The following is a 20,830-nucleotide window of genomic DNA, read 5'->3' as shown; positions in this document are numbered from 1 at the left end:
ACTACTCGTTATACAAAAATCAAATATTGCATGACAAAAGCAACTATATTAGATATGATGAAGCATGGAAAAATTAATATTAGCAATAGGTGCCAATTATGAATGTTTCGGAAATACAATCATAGATTGGTTAAATGGAAAGCGGGTGTGAATCCCGCGCGGTCCCGCCGCTGTGAAAGAGGAGTCCTTGCAAGGTACCACTGGGAAACTGGGAAGGTAGCAAGGGTGATGATACTTGAGCCAGAATATCTGCCTATTTCTGATACACCGTTAAACTCTACGAGCGATAGAGAGGTGTTTGATATAGTATATGCCTGCTATTGTTGCGGTTCACTATCTTAAACCTCTTGACGTTATGTTGAGTGGTTTTTTTGTAGTGCTATGAAAGTTTATTCTGTTTTTTAACATAGGAAGAGAAGGGAAGGGTTATGGAAACATGAAGAAAAATAAGTTTTTAGCTTGGTTACTTATTGTAGCAGTATTTATCACGACGTTCTCTACAAGTGTAATCCCGGCTCATGCGAATGAAGCAAGCTCTACACTTAAAGGGTATGTAACTGTATCCGTAGAGAAGTTCACATTGGGTCAAGGGTATATTAAGGAACCTATTAAAGTTCCATTCTACGAAGGGGACAATGGCGCATCACTAATAACACGTGCGCTAGGAGAAGGTAATTATAGAAACTTTGGAAGTATAGCTAGTAGTTTTTATTTATCTGAAGTTAAAGATAGTGGCAGAAGTGAAGTCAATATACCGCAATATATTTTAGATATGATTTCAGCCGATGGGAATACAGTCGGAAATAAAGCAGACCAAGAGTGGCTAAGTCAGTTTGACTACACTCACATGTCGGGTTGGATGTATGCCGTAAATAATGAGTTTCCTCCGTTCGGGATGTCTGATTATCACCCTCAAGACGGTGACATCATCCGAACACAGTTCACCACTTATGGCTATAGTTCTGATCTTGGTGGTTGGGGAGAACCTCCATTTCCATTTGCCAATAAGGATGCTTTAACTGCGGAAATCGCAGAAATTAACAGTGACCCGAATAAAGAAAGTATTTTGGACAGAGCAGTAGTACAAAAGGCAGTTTACCAAGCCTATTCCGTGCTCGAAAATATGGAAAGCTCTCAAGTAAGTGTAGATCATGCGCTTGTCGGGCTTACCAATTCTTTGGATATAGAGCCACCTGTTATTACTGTAAGTGGTATTCAGGATAAACAGGAAGTATCCGATAAAGAATTAAGTTTCAGAGTAGCTGTCACAGACAATATATTTAAAGATATCATGCCAGCAGTAAAACTTAATGGAGTCGTTCTATCTGCTACTAATGGTGAGTACAAAGCATCTCTAAGCCCAGGTAGTAATGTAATCACTGTAACGGCAGTAGACGGAGCAGAAAATAGAGTAGAGAAAACATATCAAATTACCTACAAGCTGAATGCTACCACTGGCGCAAAGGAACAGTTAGATAAAAGCTTGGCCTATATTTTAAAAACGGTAAAGAATCCGTCATTTGGTACTGGCAGTGGGGAATGGTCGATCTTATCTTTAGCACGTGCCAACTACGAAGTACCAAGTGGTTATTATGATCTCTATTACAACAACGTAGCTAAGAAAGTAACAGAATTAATGAAGGATGGAAAACTCGATGCTATTAAAAGCACAGAGCATTCCAGAGCGATTCTAGGACTTACCTCGATCGGGAAGGATATCACGAATGTTGCGGGTAATAATCTAATCAATGCACTCGCTGATTATCAATATGTTCAGAAGCAAGGGATTAATGGTCCCATATTTGCACTGATTGCCTTAGATAGTCGTACGTACGAGATCCCCGTTCTATTCCCTGAGCCTGATAAAGATGGGGTAATATATCAGACTACAAGAGAGAATTTGATTAAGTATATTTTAGATAAAGAAATCAAAAAAGGTACAGCGGACGCCGGAGGTTGGGCATTAGGCCCAGCAAAAGCTGATACCGATATTACTGCGATGGCTATGCAAGCTCTTGCGCCTTATTATGCAACTAATCCAAATGTAAAAGCTGCCGTGGATCGGGCAATTGCATGGTTATCGAGTACGCAAAATGCTCAAGGTGGATATACAAGCTGGGGAAGCACAAGCAGTGAGAGCATCGCACAGGTTATTGTGGCTTTAACTGGCGTAGGCGTAGATCCGCACAGTGACATTAAATTTGTAAAAGAAGGAAATTCGCTTATAGACGCGCTACTTACCTTTGCTGGACCGGATGGTGGATTTAAGCATACTCTCACCGGAAAAGTAGATGGAATGGCAACGGATCAAGGTACGTATGCACTTGTTGCTTATGATCGTCTGATTAATCATAAGAACCGTCTGTATGATATGAATGATGAAAAGCCGGGACCTGAACAACCAGAAGATCCAGAAGAGATAGAAGTACAGATCCCATCAGGAGATAAACCAGAAATTAAAATTCCAGAGGGCGATAATTATGATTACATCATTCCGATACGCCCCGAAGATAGCAACAAAGAAATCACAGTGGAAATCCCAGAGTATAAGCAATCCACAGTAAGTGTTGATTTACCTAGTAATAGTAATCTGCCCAAATTAGAGGTTACCAAAGGTGACGTATCTGTAGTCATCCCTAAGGGCACACAAGTTACAGATGGAGATTCTTCTAAGGTTGAATTGATTTCACCTACAACGGGTACAGAATCTGCGCTAAAAGATAGTTTGAATCAGATTATTCCCGGGGACAAGAAGCTTGATAACATCGTTCAAGCGTTTTCCATGGGTGGCAGCGCAAGAGTAGTATTCAGTCAATTTATTACGTTAACCTTTAAGGACCTTAAGGGAAAAGATGCAGCCTATATTCAAGAAGGCACACCTCATGCGATTCAAAAATTTACAAGTGACGACTTAGGCTTAGCAAGCGGCAAGGCTGAGTACGCCTATGACGACGGTAATGATTTAATCGTAAAAACCAAACACTTCACGGATTACATTGCGTATACCTCCAGTGCAGTGCAAACACCTGGTGGCGACGGTAATGGTAGTGGCGGCGAAGTCACTCCACCTAAATCAACTGTAACTTTGTCTGTGGATAAGCTTAATATTAATAAAGGGTATGTTGTTCCATCTGCACAGGTAGAGCTACAACCTGGTGACACAGCTTGGACTGTACTAAAAAGAGTTCTGGATAGCCGCGGTATCGTATATAAGTTTAAGTGGACAGAAATATACAATAGTGTATATGTCGAATCTATTGCTGGTGATGGGGAATTTGATCATGGCAGCGGTAGTGGATGGATGTATAATGTGAATGGAAAGTATCCTGGGTATGGGGCATCTCTATATACCCTGAATGCTGGAGATAGTCTTCAGTGGCGTTATACTACGGATCTAGGTGAGGACTTGGGATCAGGATTTAAACCAACGCCTACTTCAGCTCCGGGTGGTGGATCTACACCGGGGACCAATAGTAATACTGACGGGAAAACATCTCCAACAGAGGTTCCTAAGGATACTTCGAAAGATAATGACTCGAATACCAATGATATCAAAAAACTATATACAGACGCCGATAAGATCTCATCATGGGCGTACTCGGCGGTTGAGACGGGCACAGCAAAAGGATTTATTCAAGGTAACAATGGTAATTTCAATCCGAAGTCTGATATTACAAGAGCAGAATTTACAAAGATCCTAGTATCAGCATTGGAACTGGATACCAAGAGTGACAAAGGAATTACCTACAAGGATGTCGCTTTGGGTGATTGGTTCTATCCATATGTGAACGCTGCTCATAAAGCAGGTCTAATTACAGGCTTTAATAATGAATTTAAGCCAAATGACAAGATTACTCGCGAACAAATGGCAGCCATTATTGTCAGAGCATTATCAATCCCGGCTACGAAGCCAGGTACAGCTATTAAAGATATCAATACTGTGTCTGCGTGGGCAAAAGCAGATGTGGAAACCATTGTTGCCACCGGACTTATGTTAGGTGACAATAATCAGTTTAAGCCTAAAGAGCTTGTAACTAGAGAAATGGCAGCTGTTGTAGCTACTAGAACCCATGATTATAAGAGTGGCGATAAAGCAGTTAGTCCATACATTCAGAACACAGCAGCCTTTTTGCAAAAAACAGTAACAAACCCGGTCATATCCTCGGTTGGCGGGGATTGGACAGTGTTCGGGCTGGCACGTTCTGGTGTGAAGGTTCCAGATAGTTATTACGCTAAGTACTATGCGAATGTAGAAGCCACCCTTAAAGAAAAAGCTGGGAAGCTGCATAGCGTAAAATATACCGAATATGATAGAGTTATTTTGGCATTAACTTCAATCGGCAAAAATATTGATAAAGTGGCGGGTTATAACCTACTGGAACCACTCGCGGATTTTGATACTGTAATCAAGCAAGGCATTAATGGACCTGTGTTTGCCCTGATCGCTCTGGATAGTAATCATTACGACATTCCAGTGGTTAAGGATGTAAAGACGCAGACAACTAGAGAGATGCTCATTGATTACATTTTAGGTAGAGAGATCAACGGCGGGGGTTGGGCACTAGGCAGTAATGCTACTGCGGCCGATCCGGATATTACGGGAATGGTTATACAAGGCTTGACCCCTTATTACAAAACGAATGCCAAAGTAACGGCTGCTGTGGATCGTGGAATTGCTTGGTTATCCAAAACGCAAACAGCAGACGGAGGTTATGCAAGCTGGGAGTCTACGAACTCCGAGAGCATTGCTCAGGTGATCGTAGCTTTAGCTGGACTTGGTATAGATCCACATAAGGATTCCAGATTCATTAAAAATGGTCGTTCCGCAGTTGATGCGTTGCTTGGCTTTGCTGCACCTGAAGGTGGTTTTTATCACGTGAAGCAGGGTGGAGTAGGCAACGGAGGCGCGAAACCCGGAGAAGTAGATCTTATGGCTACGGATCAAGCGATGTATGCACTGGTTGCTTATGATCGGTTGGTTAAGGGTCAGACGAGTCTTTATGACATGAAAGACGTTAAATAGAACTTTATTTAAAGAGATAAGCAAGGGTAGCATGTATACCCTTGCTTATTATTTAAGGTGGGGAACTTAAGAAATGAATAAGAAAAAATGGCTAACAGCGATACTAATTATTGGTGTGTTGGCGATTGCCTTCTTTTGGGGCGGGAATTATCAGAAGAGCCCGAACAAGGTTGCGAGTAACAGTGTTGAGTCTCAAGTTGTAGAATCAGCCAATACGGCCTCCAATCAGAATGTTGATGTAGAGCCTACAACCTCAAGTGATGCCGAGACAACGGAGATAGCTCCTACAGCTACACCTGGTGAAACAGCTAAGCCTAAGCCCGTTGAAACGTTAAAACCAACTGAAGAGGTAACGCCAACCGAAACTGCGGTAACAGAGGTTGAAAAGCCGACTGCAACACCTAAATCGGATACAAAGGCACAACCGACCGCAACACCGAAAGTGGCTAAAACGTCCGTGCCGGAAACGAAAGCGACGGCAAAACCAGTAACCAAACCGGATTCAAAAGTAGCGACAACAGAAACAAAGCAGGAACCGAAAAAGGATAAATTCCTTACCGATCCAGTGCCGAGCGGGAAACCTAAGCCCGTGGAATGGCAAGATGCAACGGTAGATAAGGAGAAGCAATTAACGGCTACTTTGTCCGTGTCGGCAGCAACGATTTTAGATAATATGGATATTTTCAATAAGGATAAGGTTGAAGTATTGCCGGCAGATGGTATCATTTATAAAGCGCAGAAGGTAACCTTTTATGCAGGTGAGTCTGTGTTTGATGTTTTGCTAAGAGAGATGAAGAAGAATAAAATCCATATGGAATTCAGTATGACTCCGATCTATAACAGTAATTATATTGAAGGCATAAATAATCTGTATGAATTTGATGCTGGAGAGCTCAGTGGATGGATGTACAAAGTAAATGGCTGGTTCCCTAACTACGGCAGTAGTCGTTATGTTCTCAAGGATGGCGATGTCGTTGAATGGGTATACACTTGTGATTTAGGTCGAGATGTAGGTGGTTATGTAGCCACAGGAGGAGCTCAGAAATAATGAAGGATAGCTTTTCTACCTTTCATCCGTTTGTGAATTTTCTATATTTTGTCGTTGTATTGCTGTTTAGCATGGTGTTCATGCATCCCATATTTCAGGTGATTGCCCTTATCAGTGCAGTGGTCTACTCCTTTATGTTAAAAGGAAAGAAAGCCGTTCGATTTAATCTGCTGTACATGGTTCCTTTTCTACTATTTATGGCGATTATGAACCCTGTTTTTAATCATCAAGGGGTAACGATCTTGTTCTATTTGAACAATGGAAATCCCATCACGAAGGAATCCATTCTTTATGGTGTAGCAGCGGCGTGCATGTTTGTGACGGTAATCATATGGTTCTCCTGTTATAACGTCGTGATGACCTCGGATAAGTTTATTTATATATTCGGAAAAATACTGCCGGCACTGTCGTTGATTTTTTCGATGGTGCTTCGTTTTGTTCCAAGATATTTAGCGCAAATCAAGGTGATTTCGAATGCTCAAAAATGTATAGGCCGGGATGTCACGCAGGGAAATCTCCTCGCGCGAGCGCGAAATGGGATAACGATCCTATCGATAATGACTACCTGGGCTCTGGAAAATGCGATTGAAACGGCAGATTCCATGAAGTCAAGAGGATATGGATTGCCTGGACGTACAAGCTTTTCGATCTTCCGTCTAGATGCCCGGGACAAAGTAGCCCTCTTGATCATGACAGGCTTAATTGCGATGGTAGTCATCGGCGCAGCAATGGGTGAGAACACGATGAGATATTATCCGTCGATTAAAGCGAGCGCAATTACACCTTTTAGTATCCTTGTATATATCGCTTATTTTGCGCTATGTATGATCCCTGTGCTCATCAATATGGTGGAGGCAATGAAATGGAAATCTATCGAATCGAAGAACTAAGCTTTGCTTTTCCTGAACAAGAGCAGATGGCTCTTTCGAATATTAATCTTACGATTGCAAGCGGAGACTTTATTACTGTTTGTGGAAAGTCAGGCTGCGGCAAAAGTACCTTACTAAGACAACTGAAAACAATCCTAACCCCACATGGCAAACGCCAAGGGGCGATTTATTATAAGGGTCAACCTGTAGAAGAGATCGATCAACGGACACAAGCAGCGGAAATCGGTTATGTACTCCAAAGTCCGGACAATCAAATTGTGACAGACAAGGTGTGGCATGAGCTGGCCTTTGGCCTTGAAAGCTTAGGTTATGACAATTCTACGATTCGTTTGCGCGTGGCTGAGATGGCGAGCTTTTTCGGAATTCAGACCTGGTTCCATAAAAGTGTGACTGAGCTATCGGGTGGCCAGAAGCAGCTACTCAATTTAGCGGCGATTATGGCTATGCATCCCTCGGTTCTAATCCTTGATGAGCCTACCTCTCAGTTAGATCCTATCGCGGCTTCCGATTTTTTGGAGACGGTCAAAAAGATTAATCGCGAGCTTGGAACAACCGTTATCATGACCGAGCATCGTCTAGAGGATGTTCTTCCGCTTACAGATCGGCTGATTGTGCTGAATGAGGGCGTCGTGATTGCTGATGATACCCCGCCAAGGGTTGGAGAAGCTCTAAGCAAGCTGAACCATCCGATGTTTCTGTCCATGCCCTCACCGATGCAAATTTACGCAGGCGTAGAGAATGACTTAGCATGGCCTGTTACAGTGAAGGAAGGACGCCAATGGTTGGATGCTTTTCTAGAGGATAAGACACCTGCAACGATCGCGGAATCTCAGCCAAGCACGAAAGAGGACGGCCCAGTAGTCATAAAATTCAAGGATGTATGGTTTAAATATGATAAACACGGATCGGATATTATTAAGGATTTGTCCTTTGAAGTGAAGCAGGGACAGTTCTATTGCATTGTTGGTGGAAACGGAACGGGCAAGACATCGACGCTGTCGCTAATGAGCGGTATTCTTCAGCCCTATCGAGGGAAGGTTCTAATCAGTGGAAAGAATCCAGCGAAGATGAATGCCAAAGAACTGTTTACTAACAATCTGGGCATCCTTCCGCAAAATCCACAAACCTTATTTGTGAAGAAAACAGTCGAGTTAGATTTATACGAAATGTTATCCCAGCTCTCTTTAACGAAGGAAGAAAAGACGGCTAAAGTTGAGGCCGTGGTTAAGTTCGCAGAACTGGAACATCTTCTCTCGATGCATCCGTATGATCTTAGCGGGGGAGAACAGCAGCGTGCGGCGCTGGCCAAAGTGCTTTTGTTAGAACCAAAGATTCTGCTGCTGGATGAACCGACGAAGGGACTGGATGGACCTTTTAAAGAGAAATTAGCTTTATTCTTACAGAAGCTTAATGCTGAAGGTGTTACCATCGTAATGGTTTCGCATGATGTTGAATTCTGTGCCAAATATGCTGAGGTCTGCGCCATGTTCTTTGATGGAAGTATCATCACTACGAATGAAGCCCAGAAGTTTTTTGCTGGAAACAGCTTCTATACGACTGCCGCCAACCGAATGGCGCGTCATGTATGGAGCGAGGGAGTAACGATAGAGGGTGTGATTGATTTATGTCAACGAAGCAGGTAACGGGTCGTCGTTTGAGTCGTCGAACTTTATTAGCAGCACTACTAATCTTTATAGTTATTCCAGCTACAATTTTGCTAGGTATCTTTGTCCTAGACGATCGAAAATATTACTTTATCAGCCTATTGATCGTCCTCTATACGATGATTCCGTTTGCGATGGTGTTCGAGAATCGGAAGCCGCAGGCGAGGGAACTCATCGTCATAGCGGTGCTAGCAGCTATTGCCGTTGCTGGACGCGCAGCCTTTTTCATGTTGCCGCAGTTTAAGCCGGTTGTTGCCATTGTCATCATCGCAGGGGTGAGTTTGGGAGCTGAGGCAGGATTTCTGGTCGGTGCTGTTGCGGGCTTCGTCTCCAATTTCTTCTTTGGGCAGGGACCTTGGACGCCTTGGCAAATGTTTTGTTTTGGCATCATTGGCTTCCTGGCGGGCATTTTCTTCAAGAAAGGTCTGCTTAAAAAGACTAAGCTGTCTCTCTGTATATTTGGAGGGCTAGCAACGTTCTTGGTATATGGAGGCATTATCAATATAGGATCGCTGATGATGTTCACTTCAGAGTTCTCATGGTCGGCTTTGATGACGACTTATATTTCCGCCTTTTGGTTTGATATGGTGCATGCGGTCTCGACGGTGGTGTTCCTCTTTTTCATTGCTAACCCTATGATTGAAAAGTTGGATCGGATAAAAACGAAGTATGGGTTGATTGAGCCTTAGGGTGTTTGTGCGGGGTGTTGTGCGCTTTGCGCTGGCGGATGCTCCGAGAACGGACTGTTGTTACAATCGCTGTTGTGTCCAGATTTTTTTGAATTTTTCCCCTAGGGTAAAATCCGGACACAAAGGCGAACGCTCCGCTTTTCCACAATCAGTCCGTTCTCTCCGCTGCTATCAGCGCGAAACCCAAACCCACATCGACGAAAGGCTCAAAGAACCCCCCTTCGGTTTTTAGCCGAAGGGGGGCGGTAGTACCTAGTGGCTGGAGGTTTGGCCACTATAAGATATTACAATCGGTATGGAATTCTAGTAGCGATGCTTCTAGATCTAACCTTAAAAAACAGGCGATGCTCCGGTCTACCGGTATCGCCTGTTTTTCGATTATTCCCTTACGATATCTATAGGTACTGAGGTATCTTCAAAGGACTTAAGGCTCTTTCGGCTGGGAGCAGACGGGGAGACGGGCAACCTAACGATAATCGTCGTTCCCTCTCCGATAGCGCTGTCTACCTCTATCCTTCCCTGATGCAGAGAGACAATTTTTTTAACGATCGCAAGTCCGAGACCGTTGCCATTGTTGTTTCCGTTCCGCGACTTGTCTATTTTATAAAATCTTTGGAATACGGCATTGAACTCTTCCGGGGACATCCCGATTCCATTATCGATGATGGTGACGGATACTTCTGCTACACTACTAACTATACTGATGCGAATATTCCCGCCTTCCGGTGTGAATTTGATGCTGTTGCTGAGCAAATTCATCCATACTTGCTTCAGCTGATCTTCATCACCCTTAATTTTGACCGCTTCCGGCAATTCAAGATCGATAACAATGCCTTTGGCTGACCATTGGGGCTCACAAGTCACAACGATGGTTCTAATCTGCTCGTCAAGATTGAAGGGACTTGCGTTGAAGGGATGATGTTCAGAATCCAGGGAAGCGAGCTTCAGTAAATTATCACTTAGCCTCGACAGACGTTCACTCTCCTCAATGATGATATCAAGATATTCGCTGCGTTCCTCTTCCACGATTAAATCATGGTTCTGCAACGCCTTGGCAAAGCCGGAAATCGACGTAAGCGGTGTCTGGATTTCATGAGAAACGTTGGATACGAAATCCTGCCTCATTTGTTCCAACTGCTTCAGCTCCCCTGCCATCTCCACATAGCTTTGTGTCAATTCCCCGATTTCATCTATTCGGTTCACTTTAAGCTCCACCTCGAAATCACCCTTGGCCAGTCTTTTTGTCGCATTCGTCAGCGCTTTGATCGGCTCCACCAAATATCTGGCGGCAATAAGAATGCATACACTACCCAGCAAAAGCACGAGTAAAAGCACAAAGAGCACCATCCGATTGACGATATTTTCGTTCTCAGCAGAATACTGCAAGAACATCGCACGCCACTCCCCGTCCAACATAAAGGGCATCCCGATAAAAATATCCTTATCTTCCGCGGAGGAACGGTAGAGCTTTCCTTGTAGTACTTGTTTGACAGCTTCGGGGGGGACAGTGACAGCCGGACTACCCTTGAGCCCATAAAAGGTATGTTCTCCAGCATGATTGTACAGGTGGATAGGGTGTGCAGATACCTTAACCATACTATTCAGGAACTCGTCCGTATCTTTAGGTTTGGCGTCATCATAGCGGTGAATGATCTCTTTTCCCACTACGATCATTTCATTCTGTCCCTCGTAACTTATTTGTTTCTGAAAGACATACAAGCCAATGAAAAAGGAACAGATTAGACTAAAGATAATGATGCCCAGAAACGTGAGAATGACGCGTACATACAATGTCTTGATCATGGCGTAGGGATCAGCCGATATCCCAGTCCGCGGGCCGTTTCGATTTGAAATTGCTCGCCCTTGCCGCTGAATTTCTCCCTCAACCGACTTATATGCACATCTACAGTCCGGCCGTCTCCTTCATAATTCAATCCCCAGATTTGAAGGATCAACTGTTCTCTTGTGAAGATTTGCCCAGGATGGCTGGCCAGTAGAAACAGCAGCTCAAATTCCTTCAAAGGAATTGTGACCGGTTCTTCACCACGCGTGACCTGAAAAGTGCGCCGGTTGAGCGCCACATTACCCAACTGCACGGACTGGGAAGAAACGACCAGCGAGCGTTTAAGCAAAGCTTTTACTCGCATTACCAATTCAAGCGGATCAAATGGTTTCGTTAGATAGTCATCCGTACCAAGTTGAAAGCCTTTCACTTTGTGTGCAGATTCTGCTTTAGCTGTCACCATGAGGAGGGGGATGTTGGCATCCCAGCGCCTGATTTCTCTGCATAGATCCCAACCATCCAATCCTGGCATCATAATATCTAGAATGACGAGATCGACACGCGAGTTCTGTATAATGGACAGAGCTTTGGTACCATCCCTGGCTTCTTTGAGGTCAAAACCTTCTTTTCGCAAAAATAAAGACATTAGCTTTCGGATGTTATCATCATCATCAGCGATAAGTATAGTAGCCACGATTTTCCTCCTCTATTAAGCTTTCATTATATCTGATTTGTACTTGGCAAGTAATGGTGTTATCCGAACTGCCAACCCAACAGGTTCCAATAGTAGAAGAACAGAGTCATTGCCACAGCCGAAAGCGTCACTAACGTATAATGCACACGCTTTAAAGCTGTCCAGTATTTATTCTTCCAAACCAGTATAGCCGAGATTAGTAAAGCTAAAGTCAGACCAACCAAAATGATTGGCATAACTAAACTGAGATAAAGCGAAAGACTGATCCCGCTGAACTTCTGCATCATGTCCATGGACATAACCACCATAAATATCGTGACGAAAGATAGCAGTGCCCAACCAGCAGTTCCCGCAGATAGGCGGATGGCCCACTTTTCAGGTGGCGTCATCGCCTTAATCTTGCGTTTGGAGAAGATTAGTCCGAGCAATGCAGTGATGAAAATCAACCCCGAGAACCCTAGTACGATAAACCAAAATTTATTCTGATCCAAGAGAGGCGTACGCTCCAGCGGCATATCCGGTGCCATCCCTAAGATCATATGTGTAACCTTACCGGACTCATTCGTGCGGAAGGCAATTTGTTCGGTACCTCCCTCGAGTTGGAACATATTCGGACTGACTTCATTATACAATTGTTGTTCACTACCACTTCCCAAGGATAGCTTATTATCCTCAACCGAGACATTCAGCTGAGCGAAAAAGTTGAAAAACTTATCAATATCACTGATGTTTCTGCGGGTAAATTGATAGGCTCCTGCAAATTTCTGAATAGATTCATCAGAAGCGATGAATTCAGCCTGACTCGCATCAGGAGCAGGGTAGTAGCGGTTGAAAAAGGCTTGGATGAGGTCTGCTGCGGAATCACCGCCCTCACCGCCGTTGTAGGATACAAAGATGCCTACATGCTTGGCAGGCACAAGATACAATCCCGTATTAAACATGGGGTCAGAACCACCATGAGTGATCAGCGTGAGCCCATTGATTTGATTCTCTGCGAACCCAAGATCCACTCCCGGCAGACGTTTATCAAATTGAAACGCCGTTGAATGCATTAGTTCTGCCGTCTCGGGTCTCAGAATCTGCTGATCACCATATTTCCCGTTCTGCAGATGGGCGATCATGAAATGCGCCATATCTACTGCTGATACTGTACCCGAGCCGGCAGGACGAAAGCCGCCCTCGAAGGTAGGTGTTCCTGGAATAAAACTACCGTTCTCGCTGTTGTACCCCACAACTTTGTTGGGCATGAATGACTCCGGCAAAGGTTCTACTACGGTCGAATATTTCATGTCGAGCGGATCGAAAATATATTTCTTTATATAATCATTGTAAGGAACACCGCTAACTTCCTCTACAATTAGACCTGCGAGTGTAGCACCGTAGTTCGAATAAGAACTTATCTGTCCGGGTGGTCTTACCCGTGCCAACATATGCTTATTGAGTGTTTCAGAGATTGACCCCGGCAATTTGGCAGGGTCTGTAGTGATTTGATAACCAACTCCACCTTCTTCGAACCCTGCTGTATGTGTCATCAAATGGCGCATAGTGATAGGTTCAGGATAAGTAGCAGGGATCTTCACTGATTTCAGGTAGGTGTTAATATCCGTGTCTAGATCAATTTTGCCTTGCTCGACCAGTTGCATCACCGCTGTCCAGGTGAACAGCTTTGTCGTTGAAGCGATTCGAAACATGCTGGTTGTCGGGTCAACGGGGGCTGCTGCCTCTAGATTGGAACTACCATAACCTTTAGCCAAAATAATCTTGTCATCTTTTACGATGGAGATTACGGCTCCCGGAATTTGTAGCCGATTCATATCTTTTTCCATGATGCCATCAACGAAGGTGGTCAGACTCTCGGTATCATCGAGATTGGCAGGGGCTTCAGTCTGAGTTAAAGTTAGCGCGGTTTGATCCGTCTTAGTCTCGGCCGATGCCTGTTTCCCGGGCAACACCAGGCTTGCGCCTAATCCGGCACTAATCACAGCCAATAGGGTTAGACCAGCGATCAGTCTTTTTTTTATAGAAGTTAACATTATTATCCTCCGCATCATCATTTATTGGGATTGGATGATCATCCACCTAACGCTTATAGACATTATCAGAGTAGTGTGAATGGAACGTTAACAAGACTATAAAAAAACAGACTGCCATCCACCGCCTTCAACGACAGAGGGTAGTCTATTGTGAAAAAATTGAAATTCCAGGTTCCTTTTTTGTTGCCTGATAAATTAAAATAAACAGCGGTAGTTTAGGACGTGATTTCCTTGTCCTAGGTTATCGCTGTTTCTATTAGAATCAGTGAACTCTTCTACATATCCCCACTTATCGTTCAGCTACAACACCTTGTGACGGAACTTCCACAACGGGGCGCCTATGGGTGGCCTCAAGGATGGAAAGGTCACCATCCAGCGCTTTGAGTCCGGGGAGAAGCAAGGCTGCGCTAGCACAGAGCATTGGAAGCAGTCCGGCGATTATAAAAAGTGCGGGCACCCCGTAATGCTGGGCAATCGCGCCACCGGCAAAAGCACCAAAAGGCTGCAAGCCGCCACCGATCAGAAAGCGAATAGAATTGACTCTTCCTTGCAGATGGCTCGGAACTAGACGTCCATGGAGTGAAGAGCTTAAGGAACCGAAGAAGGGACCTAACGTCCCAGTAGCAAATACAGCGGCGAGAGCAAAAGAAAAACTAGGGAATAACCCCCATAAGGTAGTCACTAAACCTATGGTCCCCAGACTGCTAAGCATGACAAGCCGTCTTTTTTTAATTTCCCCTATCATGGAAATCACACTTAGCCCGACTAAGGTTCCCAGTGCGAAAACTGTACTTAGCGTGCCCATCGTGGCCGCATCGCGGTGGAGCACTTCGCGTACAAAAGGGACCATCATCGTCCAGACGGCAATTGAGCTTAAATTACTGATGGAGGCCATGATCATAATCGTAAGCATTGCAGGAAATTGTTTATAGAAGGTAAAGCCCTCGGCTATCTCGCGAACGTAAACGGTGATGGAGAAACTACCTGGGGCTGGAGAAGGTTTCGGTAGTTTTTGTAAGCACAGCAAGGTAGTGATGGCGGCTGCGTAACATATCATGTTGATGCCAAGGGCGGGCAGCGCTCCACTAGTAGCGGTCAACGCACCTGCTAAGGCAGGCCCCAGCAGGACTGCTGCGCTTTTGCTGCCATCAATGATAGCAAAAGCTCGCACCAGCTTCCGGCTGTCGGCAACGCCAGGAATAACAGCCATCGCTGTTGGCATGAACAATGCGGCGCAAGATCCGCTGAGACCCGCGGCGACAAACAGATGCCACAGCTGCAATTGGCCAGCCAGGCCCATGCCGAGTGGCAGTGCTATAGCCAGCAAGCGAATGGCTGCCAAGAAGGCCATAAAACGGACCCGGTGCAGCCGATCGGACAACGGTGAACCGAGCAAGCGCAACAGCAGCTCAGGTATGCCGGAGCTGAGCGCGAGTGCTCCCATCGCTAGCTTAGAACCGGTTAGCTCATAGACGAGCCATTCCATAGCCAGTAAGCCAAAAGCATCTCCAAAAGCGCTTAAAGTGATGGTGGAGAGTAGACCATAATAGCTGCGTTTTATCATTGCTTGGTAGCTCCTTTCTTAACTCTCCAAATACGCCTCAATCTGCTGAGGCAGTCCGTTTAAGGCTTCTAAACGTAGGCTGTACGAAGTGCTCTTAACATTGCTATGGACAATGACCAGGCCAGCTGCGCGCAGTGCAATAAGATGGTAGTGGATTGTACTTTTGGAAAGTCCGACCTCACGTACGATTTCTGTGAAATTGAGCTGTTTGCCTGTGAGCAAACGAAGGATAAACAGCCGCGTCTCATCTGACAGCGCTCGGGTAAGGCGGAGTAATGCTGGAGCAGGCCGTCCAGCTTCCGGAGGGAGAGCATCACAAGAGTAGCTGGTGAATACGAATTCATCATACATAGCGGTCGTAACCAGTGGACGAGCATGATATTGCGGAATGATAATGACCTGCTTCAGATGTTCGGTTGGATAAAGGCGCATTCCAGCAGTAGCTGCTTCAAAGACTTCCATATCATTGTTCCCGCTTAGCATCGCGCGTCTTGATTCGGCTTCTTGCTCAAGCCCTTTGATGATATTAGGATCGATTCCACTGAAGTAACCTGAGTTCCATTCGCGGAGGATGTCAGCGGCAGTGTCCCTAAGCTCCGCAAGATTGGAAGGGACCGATTGGCCGAAACGTCCGGAGATTTCATACAGTTCGCCCGAAGATAAACCATCGAACCACTCCAAAAACCCCTCTACCGAACGCTCTCCCGGACAGCACCAAATATAGGGAGCCAAACTGAAATCATCAAGTTTCTTAACGACTTCCTGCATTTTACGTAGCAGCATTGGCGCGAATCTGGCTTGAACATCGCGTACCCAGAGCTTACCGGAATCCATGGCAGTATGGTTCTGCTTACTTAGAAAAGCAGTCATACTACTAACACATTCATACATGGGTGCAAAATCGACCTCTACTTTATAATCCAAGAGCTGCTCCATTCTTTCAGTGAAATACTGAACTTGTTATTAGTTCTATAAATATAGAACTTATTAATGGTTTTATTGTAAACGAACTACTCGTTGTTTTCAATAGCCATTTCACCGAAAAATCCGAACTCAAAATATTATTCAAATATAATCAATTGATTATATAAGTGTGCGGTTATATAATGGATTTGAAATTAGATGAAGAAGGTGTAATTAGACTTGAAGGACTTGAAGGACACAAACGATTTGACTCAGGGTCCTATAATGCCTACCTTAATGAAATTAACGCTTCCGATTATTGCGACGAATTTCATCTCTACTACTTATGGTCTAGTCGATATGATTTGGGTTGGAAGATTAGGAAGTGGTCCGGTTGCCGCGATTGGTACAGCGAGTTTTTTCATTAATCTAGCGATTGCTTTATCGACTATGGTTACGATCGGCACAGGGATTAAGGTGGCGCATTGTATGGGATCTGGTCAGTTAGAGAAGGCTAAATCTTATATAAAGAACGGATTTATGATGTCTATTTTATTAGGACTTCTCTATATGAGTTTAGTGCTATTAACTAAGAATCAGTTGATTGGTTTTTTTGATCTTGGAAGTGATGAAGTAGAGCGGATGGCTAGACAATTTCTAGTGATTTCGATATTTGGATCGGTATTTTCCATCGTGAATACGTTATTCGCAACGCTCTTAAACGCTATGGGAAATAGTAAACAACCGTTTCAGATCTTCTCCATTGGTCTTATGGTTAATATTGTCCTTGATCCATTTTTGATTTTTGGCTGGGGCAGTTTTGAAGGATGGGGAGTAGCGGGGGCAGCTATTGCAACATTAACGGCGAACATTTTGGTTACGGCTCTTTTTATCCTGAAGACAAGAAAGTCAGAACTCATTTCAAACACATCCGCGTGGGACAGTCGTCAAATGAAAGAAGTCATCCGCATGGGGCTACCAATAACGATCCAACGGGTCACCTTTACGATCATATCAATCATCATTGCCAAGATCATTGTACGATTTGGAGCGGATGCTATTGCGGTTCAAAAAATAGGAATCCAAATTGAATCCATTTCCTATATGACCATTGGCGGACTACAGGGAGCTATTGCTGCCTTTTTTGGTCAAAATTATGGAGCACGTCGCTTCGATCGTATTGGGCAGGGGTATCGTCAGGCCTTAATTTTAACCTCCATTTTTGGCGTGATCGTGTCGCTTATATTTATTGCGTTCCCGCAGCAGCTATTTTCATTGTTTTTATCAGACCAGACAAGTTTGGAATTGGGCGCAGATTATATGCGGATCATCGGTTACTCACAATTATTCATGTGTATGGAATTGATGACAGTAGGTGCTTTTAACGGCATGGGTCAAACCCACATCCCACCGATCTTTAGTATTTCATTTACTGCACTCCGAATTCCACTAGCCCTACTCTTATCCGAACCTTTTGGCTTGAATGGGGTGTGGATGTCGATTGCGCTAAGCAGTGTGTTCAAGGGTGTTATTCTTGTGTTCTGGTTTAGAAGATCTTTGTTCAGAATGAATAAACAGCAGGCAAACTACTAAGCAAAGGATGAGCGTAGGAATGGCTTTATTAAATCGTAAACTCATACAGCTTTTAAAGGATAACCATTTGAATAAGGAGATTTTTCACGGAGAATTTGGACTGGAAAAAGAAAATGTCAGAGTGGATCCAGAGGGAAGACTTGCGCTGACACCACATCCAAAAGCCTTTGGAAACAAGCTGGAGAACCCCTATATTCAAACGGATTTCTCAGAGAGTCAGGTTGAAATGGTGACACCCTCTTTTGATTCTATTGAAGAGACTTATAACTTTCTGGAGGCGCTGCAGGATATTGTGTCGCTAGAGCTTAATGAAGAATATCTGTGGCCGAGTAGTAATCCTCCCATGCTGCCGAATGATAAGGACATTCCCATTGCCAAAATGGGTAATCCGGTAGAGGACGAGTATAGACATCAGTTAGCCGAAAAGTATGGTCGTAAAAGACAATTGCTGAGTGGGATCCATTATAATTTCTCTTTTGATGAACAATTTCTAAAAAAGCTTCATGATATCACAGATCCACAAAAGAGCTTTAAAGATTTCAAAGATGCTACCTATTTAAAAATAGCCCGCAACCTATTGCGATACCGCTGGCTTCTAATCTTTTTAACAGGTGCTAGTCCTGTTTTTGATAAGACTTATATGGAGCAATGTGTGGCACGTGGTGAATCAGATGATGAAAAAAGCTTCTATTATCTGAATATGAATTCACTGCGAAATAGCGAATGCGGGTATCGGAATGAAAAGCCTCTCTATGTGTCTTTTGACTCGCTTACGGAATATGTACATGATTTACAAGCGTTGATTGAATCGGAAGAATTATTAAGTGTAAAAGAGTTCTATAGCCCGGTTAGAGTGAAGACGGCAAGAGGTAAACATCCGTTAGAGGAGCTGCTGCAGGATGGGATTGCCTATTTGGAGCTTCGTTTTATTGATCTCAATCCACTCTATAAAATAGGAATTAGCAAAGAATCAATGACTTTCATTCATCTGTTTATCCTGTATATGCTATTGAAAGAGGATGAACCGTTCGGAGTAGAGGATCAGAAGATGGCGAATCTTAATCATGATCAATTGATCATGGAGGGGATCAAAGGCTGTTTGCATGATTACGGAGATTCTTGCGGGACAATGGAACAGAAGGCTTTAATTTGTATGCAAGAAATGCAGGATATGATTCAGCTATTGAACCCAGAGGATAAACAGCTCTCGAACGTTCTGAACGGAGCTAAGGATAAGATTCTAAATCCAGATCAGAGCTTTGCGGGGATTGTGAAGTCGGAAGTTCAACAATCCTCTTTTATTAAATATCATCTGAATAAAGCCAAACAATATGCTAAGGAAAGTCTTGCGAATGGATACCGATTTGTAGGATATGAGGATTTGGAGCTATCTACACAGCTTCTGCTGAAGGCAGCGGTTAAACGTGGGATTAAGTTCCAATTGCTCGATCGGGAAGAGAACTTCGTTGTACTTACGAAAGGCGATCATAAAGAATACGTTAAGCAGGCTACGAAGACATCCCTGGATTCTTACAGCACGATACTAATTATGGAGAATAAAATTGTTACGAAGGAAGTTCTCAAACAACAAGGCATTCGTGTTCCCTCAGGTGAGGCATTTGGAGATCTGGAAGCGGCAATGAATGCATATGGCACTTATCGTAATAAGCGAATAGTGATCAAACCCAAATCAACCAACTTTGGACTCGGCATTACTATTTTTACAGATGATTTCTCCAAAGAAGATTATCAAAAAGCCTTCGCAATTGCCTTCGAGCATGATCGAACAGTGCTGCTTGAGGAATTTATGACGGGGAAAGAATATCGTTTTCTAGTCATGGGCGATGAAGTAGTCGGAGTATTGCACCGGGTTCCGGCGAATGTGGTCGGTGATGGTGTACATACAATAGAAGAGCTGGTTCACGAAAAGAATAAGGATCCGCTAAGAGGTCGTGGCTACAAAACTCCGCTTGAGAAGATTCGGATTGGCGAAGCAGAAGAGATGTTGTTGAAGAATCACACTATGACTTGGAGCGATATCCCTCCATTGAATGAGATCATCTACCTGCGGGAGAATTCGAATATTAGTACCGGTGGAGATAGCTTAGACTTTACTGATGAGATTCCGGACAGCTATAAAGATCTAGCCATTCAATCAGCTAAAGCTGCAGGGGCCACTATTTGTGGAGTAGACATGATGATTGATGATATTAGGGAAGAGGCTAGCGATACCAATTACAGCATTATTGAGATCAATTTTAATCCAGCGATTCATATCCACTGTTATCCTTTTAAAGGCAAGAACCGCCAAGCGGATGAACGGATTTTGGATCTGTTGTTTGGAGAATGAACAGAAGCTCAACCAGTACTTTTGGTTGAGCTTCTGTTATTAAACGACACAATTCGCTCATCCACCCGCTGCATATTAATCCTAGAAGTTACCTGCTGCTGCAACGCCGCTAAAGTTTCTGGCTTGGACATTATTAAAGGGATCTGTTGCAGCAGCATTAGTGAAGATCTCCGCCGTGTACTGAATTTGACCTGCTGCGACCGCTGCTGGCGGTGGAACATCTACTGCTGTAAAGCCGAAAGCCTCGTTTTCTCTGCTGATCGCAACACCAAATGTTGTGGTGAAAATGATGGTTCCGTTTCTGCGAACATTAACGGTATTAGTGTTGAAAAGAGGATTGTTTTCTACTTTTAGAAATCCAGTCAAAAGTATGCGGACATTGCCTTGATTATCTGCCGATACGCCTGCGGTCTGAATACCAATATCCCCAAAAACAAGGGGAGTCGCTGCTAGTGGAATAACTGCTGGTGTAGCATCCGAAGCAGCTTGGTTGGAAAGTCTTAAATCTACAAACTGAATGGTCATATTATACTCACCTCCTAGAAATAGAATATGAAAGAGTAAGGTTCGATTCTTGGATTCGTATGAAATTCATC

The 20,830-nt window shown here is 44.0% G+C and carries 13 protein-coding genes and 1 riboswitch; of the genes, 7 read left to right on the top strand and 6 right to left on the bottom strand.

All coding sequences use genetic code 11. The annotated features are described in order from the left end of the window. Positions 1–70: 70 nt before the first annotated feature. A riboswitch (cobalamin riboswitch) is annotated at positions 71–271 on the top strand. Positions 272–436: 165 nt separating this feature from the next. The 5 genes from MKX60_RS00130 to MKX60_RS00110 all read left to right on the top strand — a co-directional run bounded on the left by MKX60_RS00130 (position 437) and on the right by MKX60_RS00110 (position 9,314). Then, entirely contained in the window at positions 437–5,023 is a 4,587-nt protein-coding gene (locus MKX60_RS00130; protein ID WP_341058777.1) for an S-layer homology domain-containing protein, read from the top strand. Positions 5,024–5,096: 73 nt separating this feature from the next. Then, positions 5,097–6,071 carry a DUF4430 domain-containing protein gene (locus MKX60_RS00125; RefSeq protein WP_341058775.1) on the top strand — a complete coding sequence of 325 codons (975 nt, stop codon included), beginning with the start codon at positions 5,097–5,099 and terminating at the stop codon, positions 6,069–6,071. Then, entirely contained in the window at positions 6,071–6,961 is an 891-nt protein-coding gene (locus MKX60_RS00120) for an energy-coupling factor transporter transmembrane component T (protein ID WP_339268808.1), read from the top strand. The genes MKX60_RS00125 and MKX60_RS00120 overlap by 1 nt, the downstream gene beginning before the upstream one ends. Continuing rightward, on the top strand, positions 6,934–8,604 hold the full coding sequence (locus tag MKX60_RS00115) for an ABC transporter ATP-binding protein (RefSeq protein ID WP_341058774.1): 1,671 nt from the start codon (positions 6,934–6,936) through the stop codon (positions 8,602–8,604). Before MKX60_RS00120 ends, MKX60_RS00115 begins: the two co-directional genes overlap by 28 nt. Then, positions 8,586–9,314, top strand: a complete 729-nt coding sequence (locus MKX60_RS00110) for an ECF transporter S component (protein ID WP_341058773.1) — start codon at positions 8,586–8,588, stop codon at positions 9,312–9,314. Before MKX60_RS00115 ends, MKX60_RS00110 begins: the two co-directional genes overlap by 19 nt. 378 nt (positions 9,315–9,692) lie before the next feature. Here the strand turns inward: MKX60_RS00110 and MKX60_RS00105 are convergent, their stop codons facing one another. From MKX60_RS00105 to MKX60_RS00085, 5 genes are all read right to left on the bottom strand, one after another. Further along, positions 9,693–11,117, bottom strand: coding sequence for a HAMP domain-containing sensor histidine kinase (locus MKX60_RS00105; RefSeq protein ID WP_341058772.1), 1,425 nt, complete (start codon positions 11,115–11,117; stop codon positions 9,693–9,695). After that, the gene (locus tag MKX60_RS00100) at positions 11,114–11,791 is read right to left on the bottom strand and encodes a response regulator transcription factor (protein ID WP_283910274.1); all 678 of its coding nucleotides are present in this window, start codon (positions 11,789–11,791) and stop codon (positions 11,114–11,116) included. Before MKX60_RS00100 ends, MKX60_RS00105 begins: the two co-directional genes overlap by 4 nt. A 59-nt stretch (positions 11,792–11,850) precedes the next feature. Continuing rightward, on the bottom strand, positions 11,851–13,824 hold the full coding sequence (locus MKX60_RS00095; protein ID WP_341058771.1) for a serine hydrolase domain-containing protein: 1,974 nt from the start codon (positions 13,822–13,824) through the stop codon (positions 11,851–11,853). 289 nt (positions 13,825–14,113) lie between these two features. Next, a complete protein-coding gene (locus MKX60_RS00090; RefSeq protein ID WP_341058770.1) occupies positions 14,114–15,388 on the bottom strand; it encodes an MFS transporter in 1,275 nt (424 codons plus the stop codon). A gap of 18 nt (positions 15,389–15,406) precedes the next feature. After that, positions 15,407–16,312 carry an ArsR/SmtB family transcription factor gene (locus MKX60_RS00085; RefSeq protein ID WP_341058769.1) on the bottom strand — a complete coding sequence of 302 codons (906 nt, stop codon included), beginning with the start codon at positions 16,310–16,312 and terminating at the stop codon, positions 15,407–15,409. 219 nt (positions 16,313–16,531) lie between these two features. On the opposite strand from MKX60_RS00085, the gene MKX60_RS00080 reads away from it, so the two are divergent. Continuing rightward, positions 16,532–17,884, top strand: a complete 1,353-nt coding sequence (locus tag MKX60_RS00080) for an MATE family efflux transporter (RefSeq protein WP_341058768.1) — start codon at positions 16,532–16,534, stop codon at positions 17,882–17,884. A gap of 19 nt (positions 17,885–17,903) precedes the next feature. Then, positions 17,904–20,234 carry a bifunctional glutamate--cysteine ligase GshA/glutathione synthetase GshB gene (gene gshAB, locus MKX60_RS00075; protein ID WP_076286167.1) on the top strand — a complete coding sequence of 777 codons (2,331 nt, stop codon included), beginning with the start codon at positions 17,904–17,906 and terminating at the stop codon, positions 20,232–20,234. Positions 20,235–20,315: 81 nt separating this feature from the next. Here gshAB and MKX60_RS00070 read toward each other — a convergent pair whose 3' ends face one another. Beyond that, positions 20,316–20,759 carry a hypothetical protein gene (locus tag MKX60_RS00070; RefSeq protein WP_076286168.1) on the bottom strand — a complete coding sequence of 148 codons (444 nt, stop codon included), beginning with the start codon at positions 20,757–20,759 and terminating at the stop codon, positions 20,316–20,318. Between the last annotated feature and the right edge of the window lie 71 nt (positions 20,760–20,830).

The sequence above is a fragment of the Paenibacillus sp. FSL R5-0914 genome (assembly GCF_038004525.1).
GTDB lineage: Bacteria > Bacillota > Bacilli > Paenibacillales > Paenibacillaceae > Paenibacillus_AQ.
The sequence above is the reverse complement of the archived record's forward strand: the minus strand, read 5'-3'. Positions and strand labels throughout refer to the sequence as shown.

What these genes read in the sequence shown, in the direction of transcription:
- MKX60_RS00115 (WP_341058774.1), top strand. Translation starts at nt 6,934, where the DNA reads ATGGAAATCTATCGAATCGAAGAACTAAGCTTTGCTTTTCCTGAACAA.
- MKX60_RS00105 (WP_341058772.1), bottom strand. Translation starts at nt 11,117, where the DNA reads ATGATCAAGACATTGTATGTACGCGTCATTCTCACGTTTCTGGGCATC.
- MKX60_RS00070 (WP_076286168.1), bottom strand. Translation starts at nt 20,759, where the DNA reads ATGACCATTCAGTTTGTAGATTTAAGACTTTCCAACCAAGCTGCTTCG.
- MKX60_RS00095 (WP_341058771.1), bottom strand. Translation starts at nt 13,824, where the DNA reads ATGTTAACTTCTATAAAAAAAAGACTGATCGCTGGTCTAACCCTATTG.
- MKX60_RS00120 (WP_339268808.1), top strand. Translation starts at nt 6,071, where the DNA reads ATGAAGGATAGCTTTTCTACCTTTCATCCGTTTGTGAATTTTCTATAT.
- MKX60_RS00110 (WP_341058773.1), top strand. Translation starts at nt 8,586, where the DNA reads ATGTCAACGAAGCAGGTAACGGGTCGTCGTTTGAGTCGTCGAACTTTA.
- MKX60_RS00125 (WP_341058775.1), top strand. Translation starts at nt 5,097, where the DNA reads ATGAATAAGAAAAAATGGCTAACAGCGATACTAATTATTGGTGTGTTG.
- MKX60_RS00130 (WP_341058777.1), top strand. Translation starts at nt 437, where the DNA reads ATGAAGAAAAATAAGTTTTTAGCTTGGTTACTTATTGTAGCAGTATTT.
- MKX60_RS00090 (WP_341058770.1), bottom strand. Translation starts at nt 15,388, where the DNA reads ATGATAAAACGCAGCTATTATGGTCTACTCTCCACCATCACTTTAAGC.
- gshAB (WP_076286167.1), top strand. Translation starts at nt 17,904, where the DNA reads ATGGCTTTATTAAATCGTAAACTCATACAGCTTTTAAAGGATAACCAT.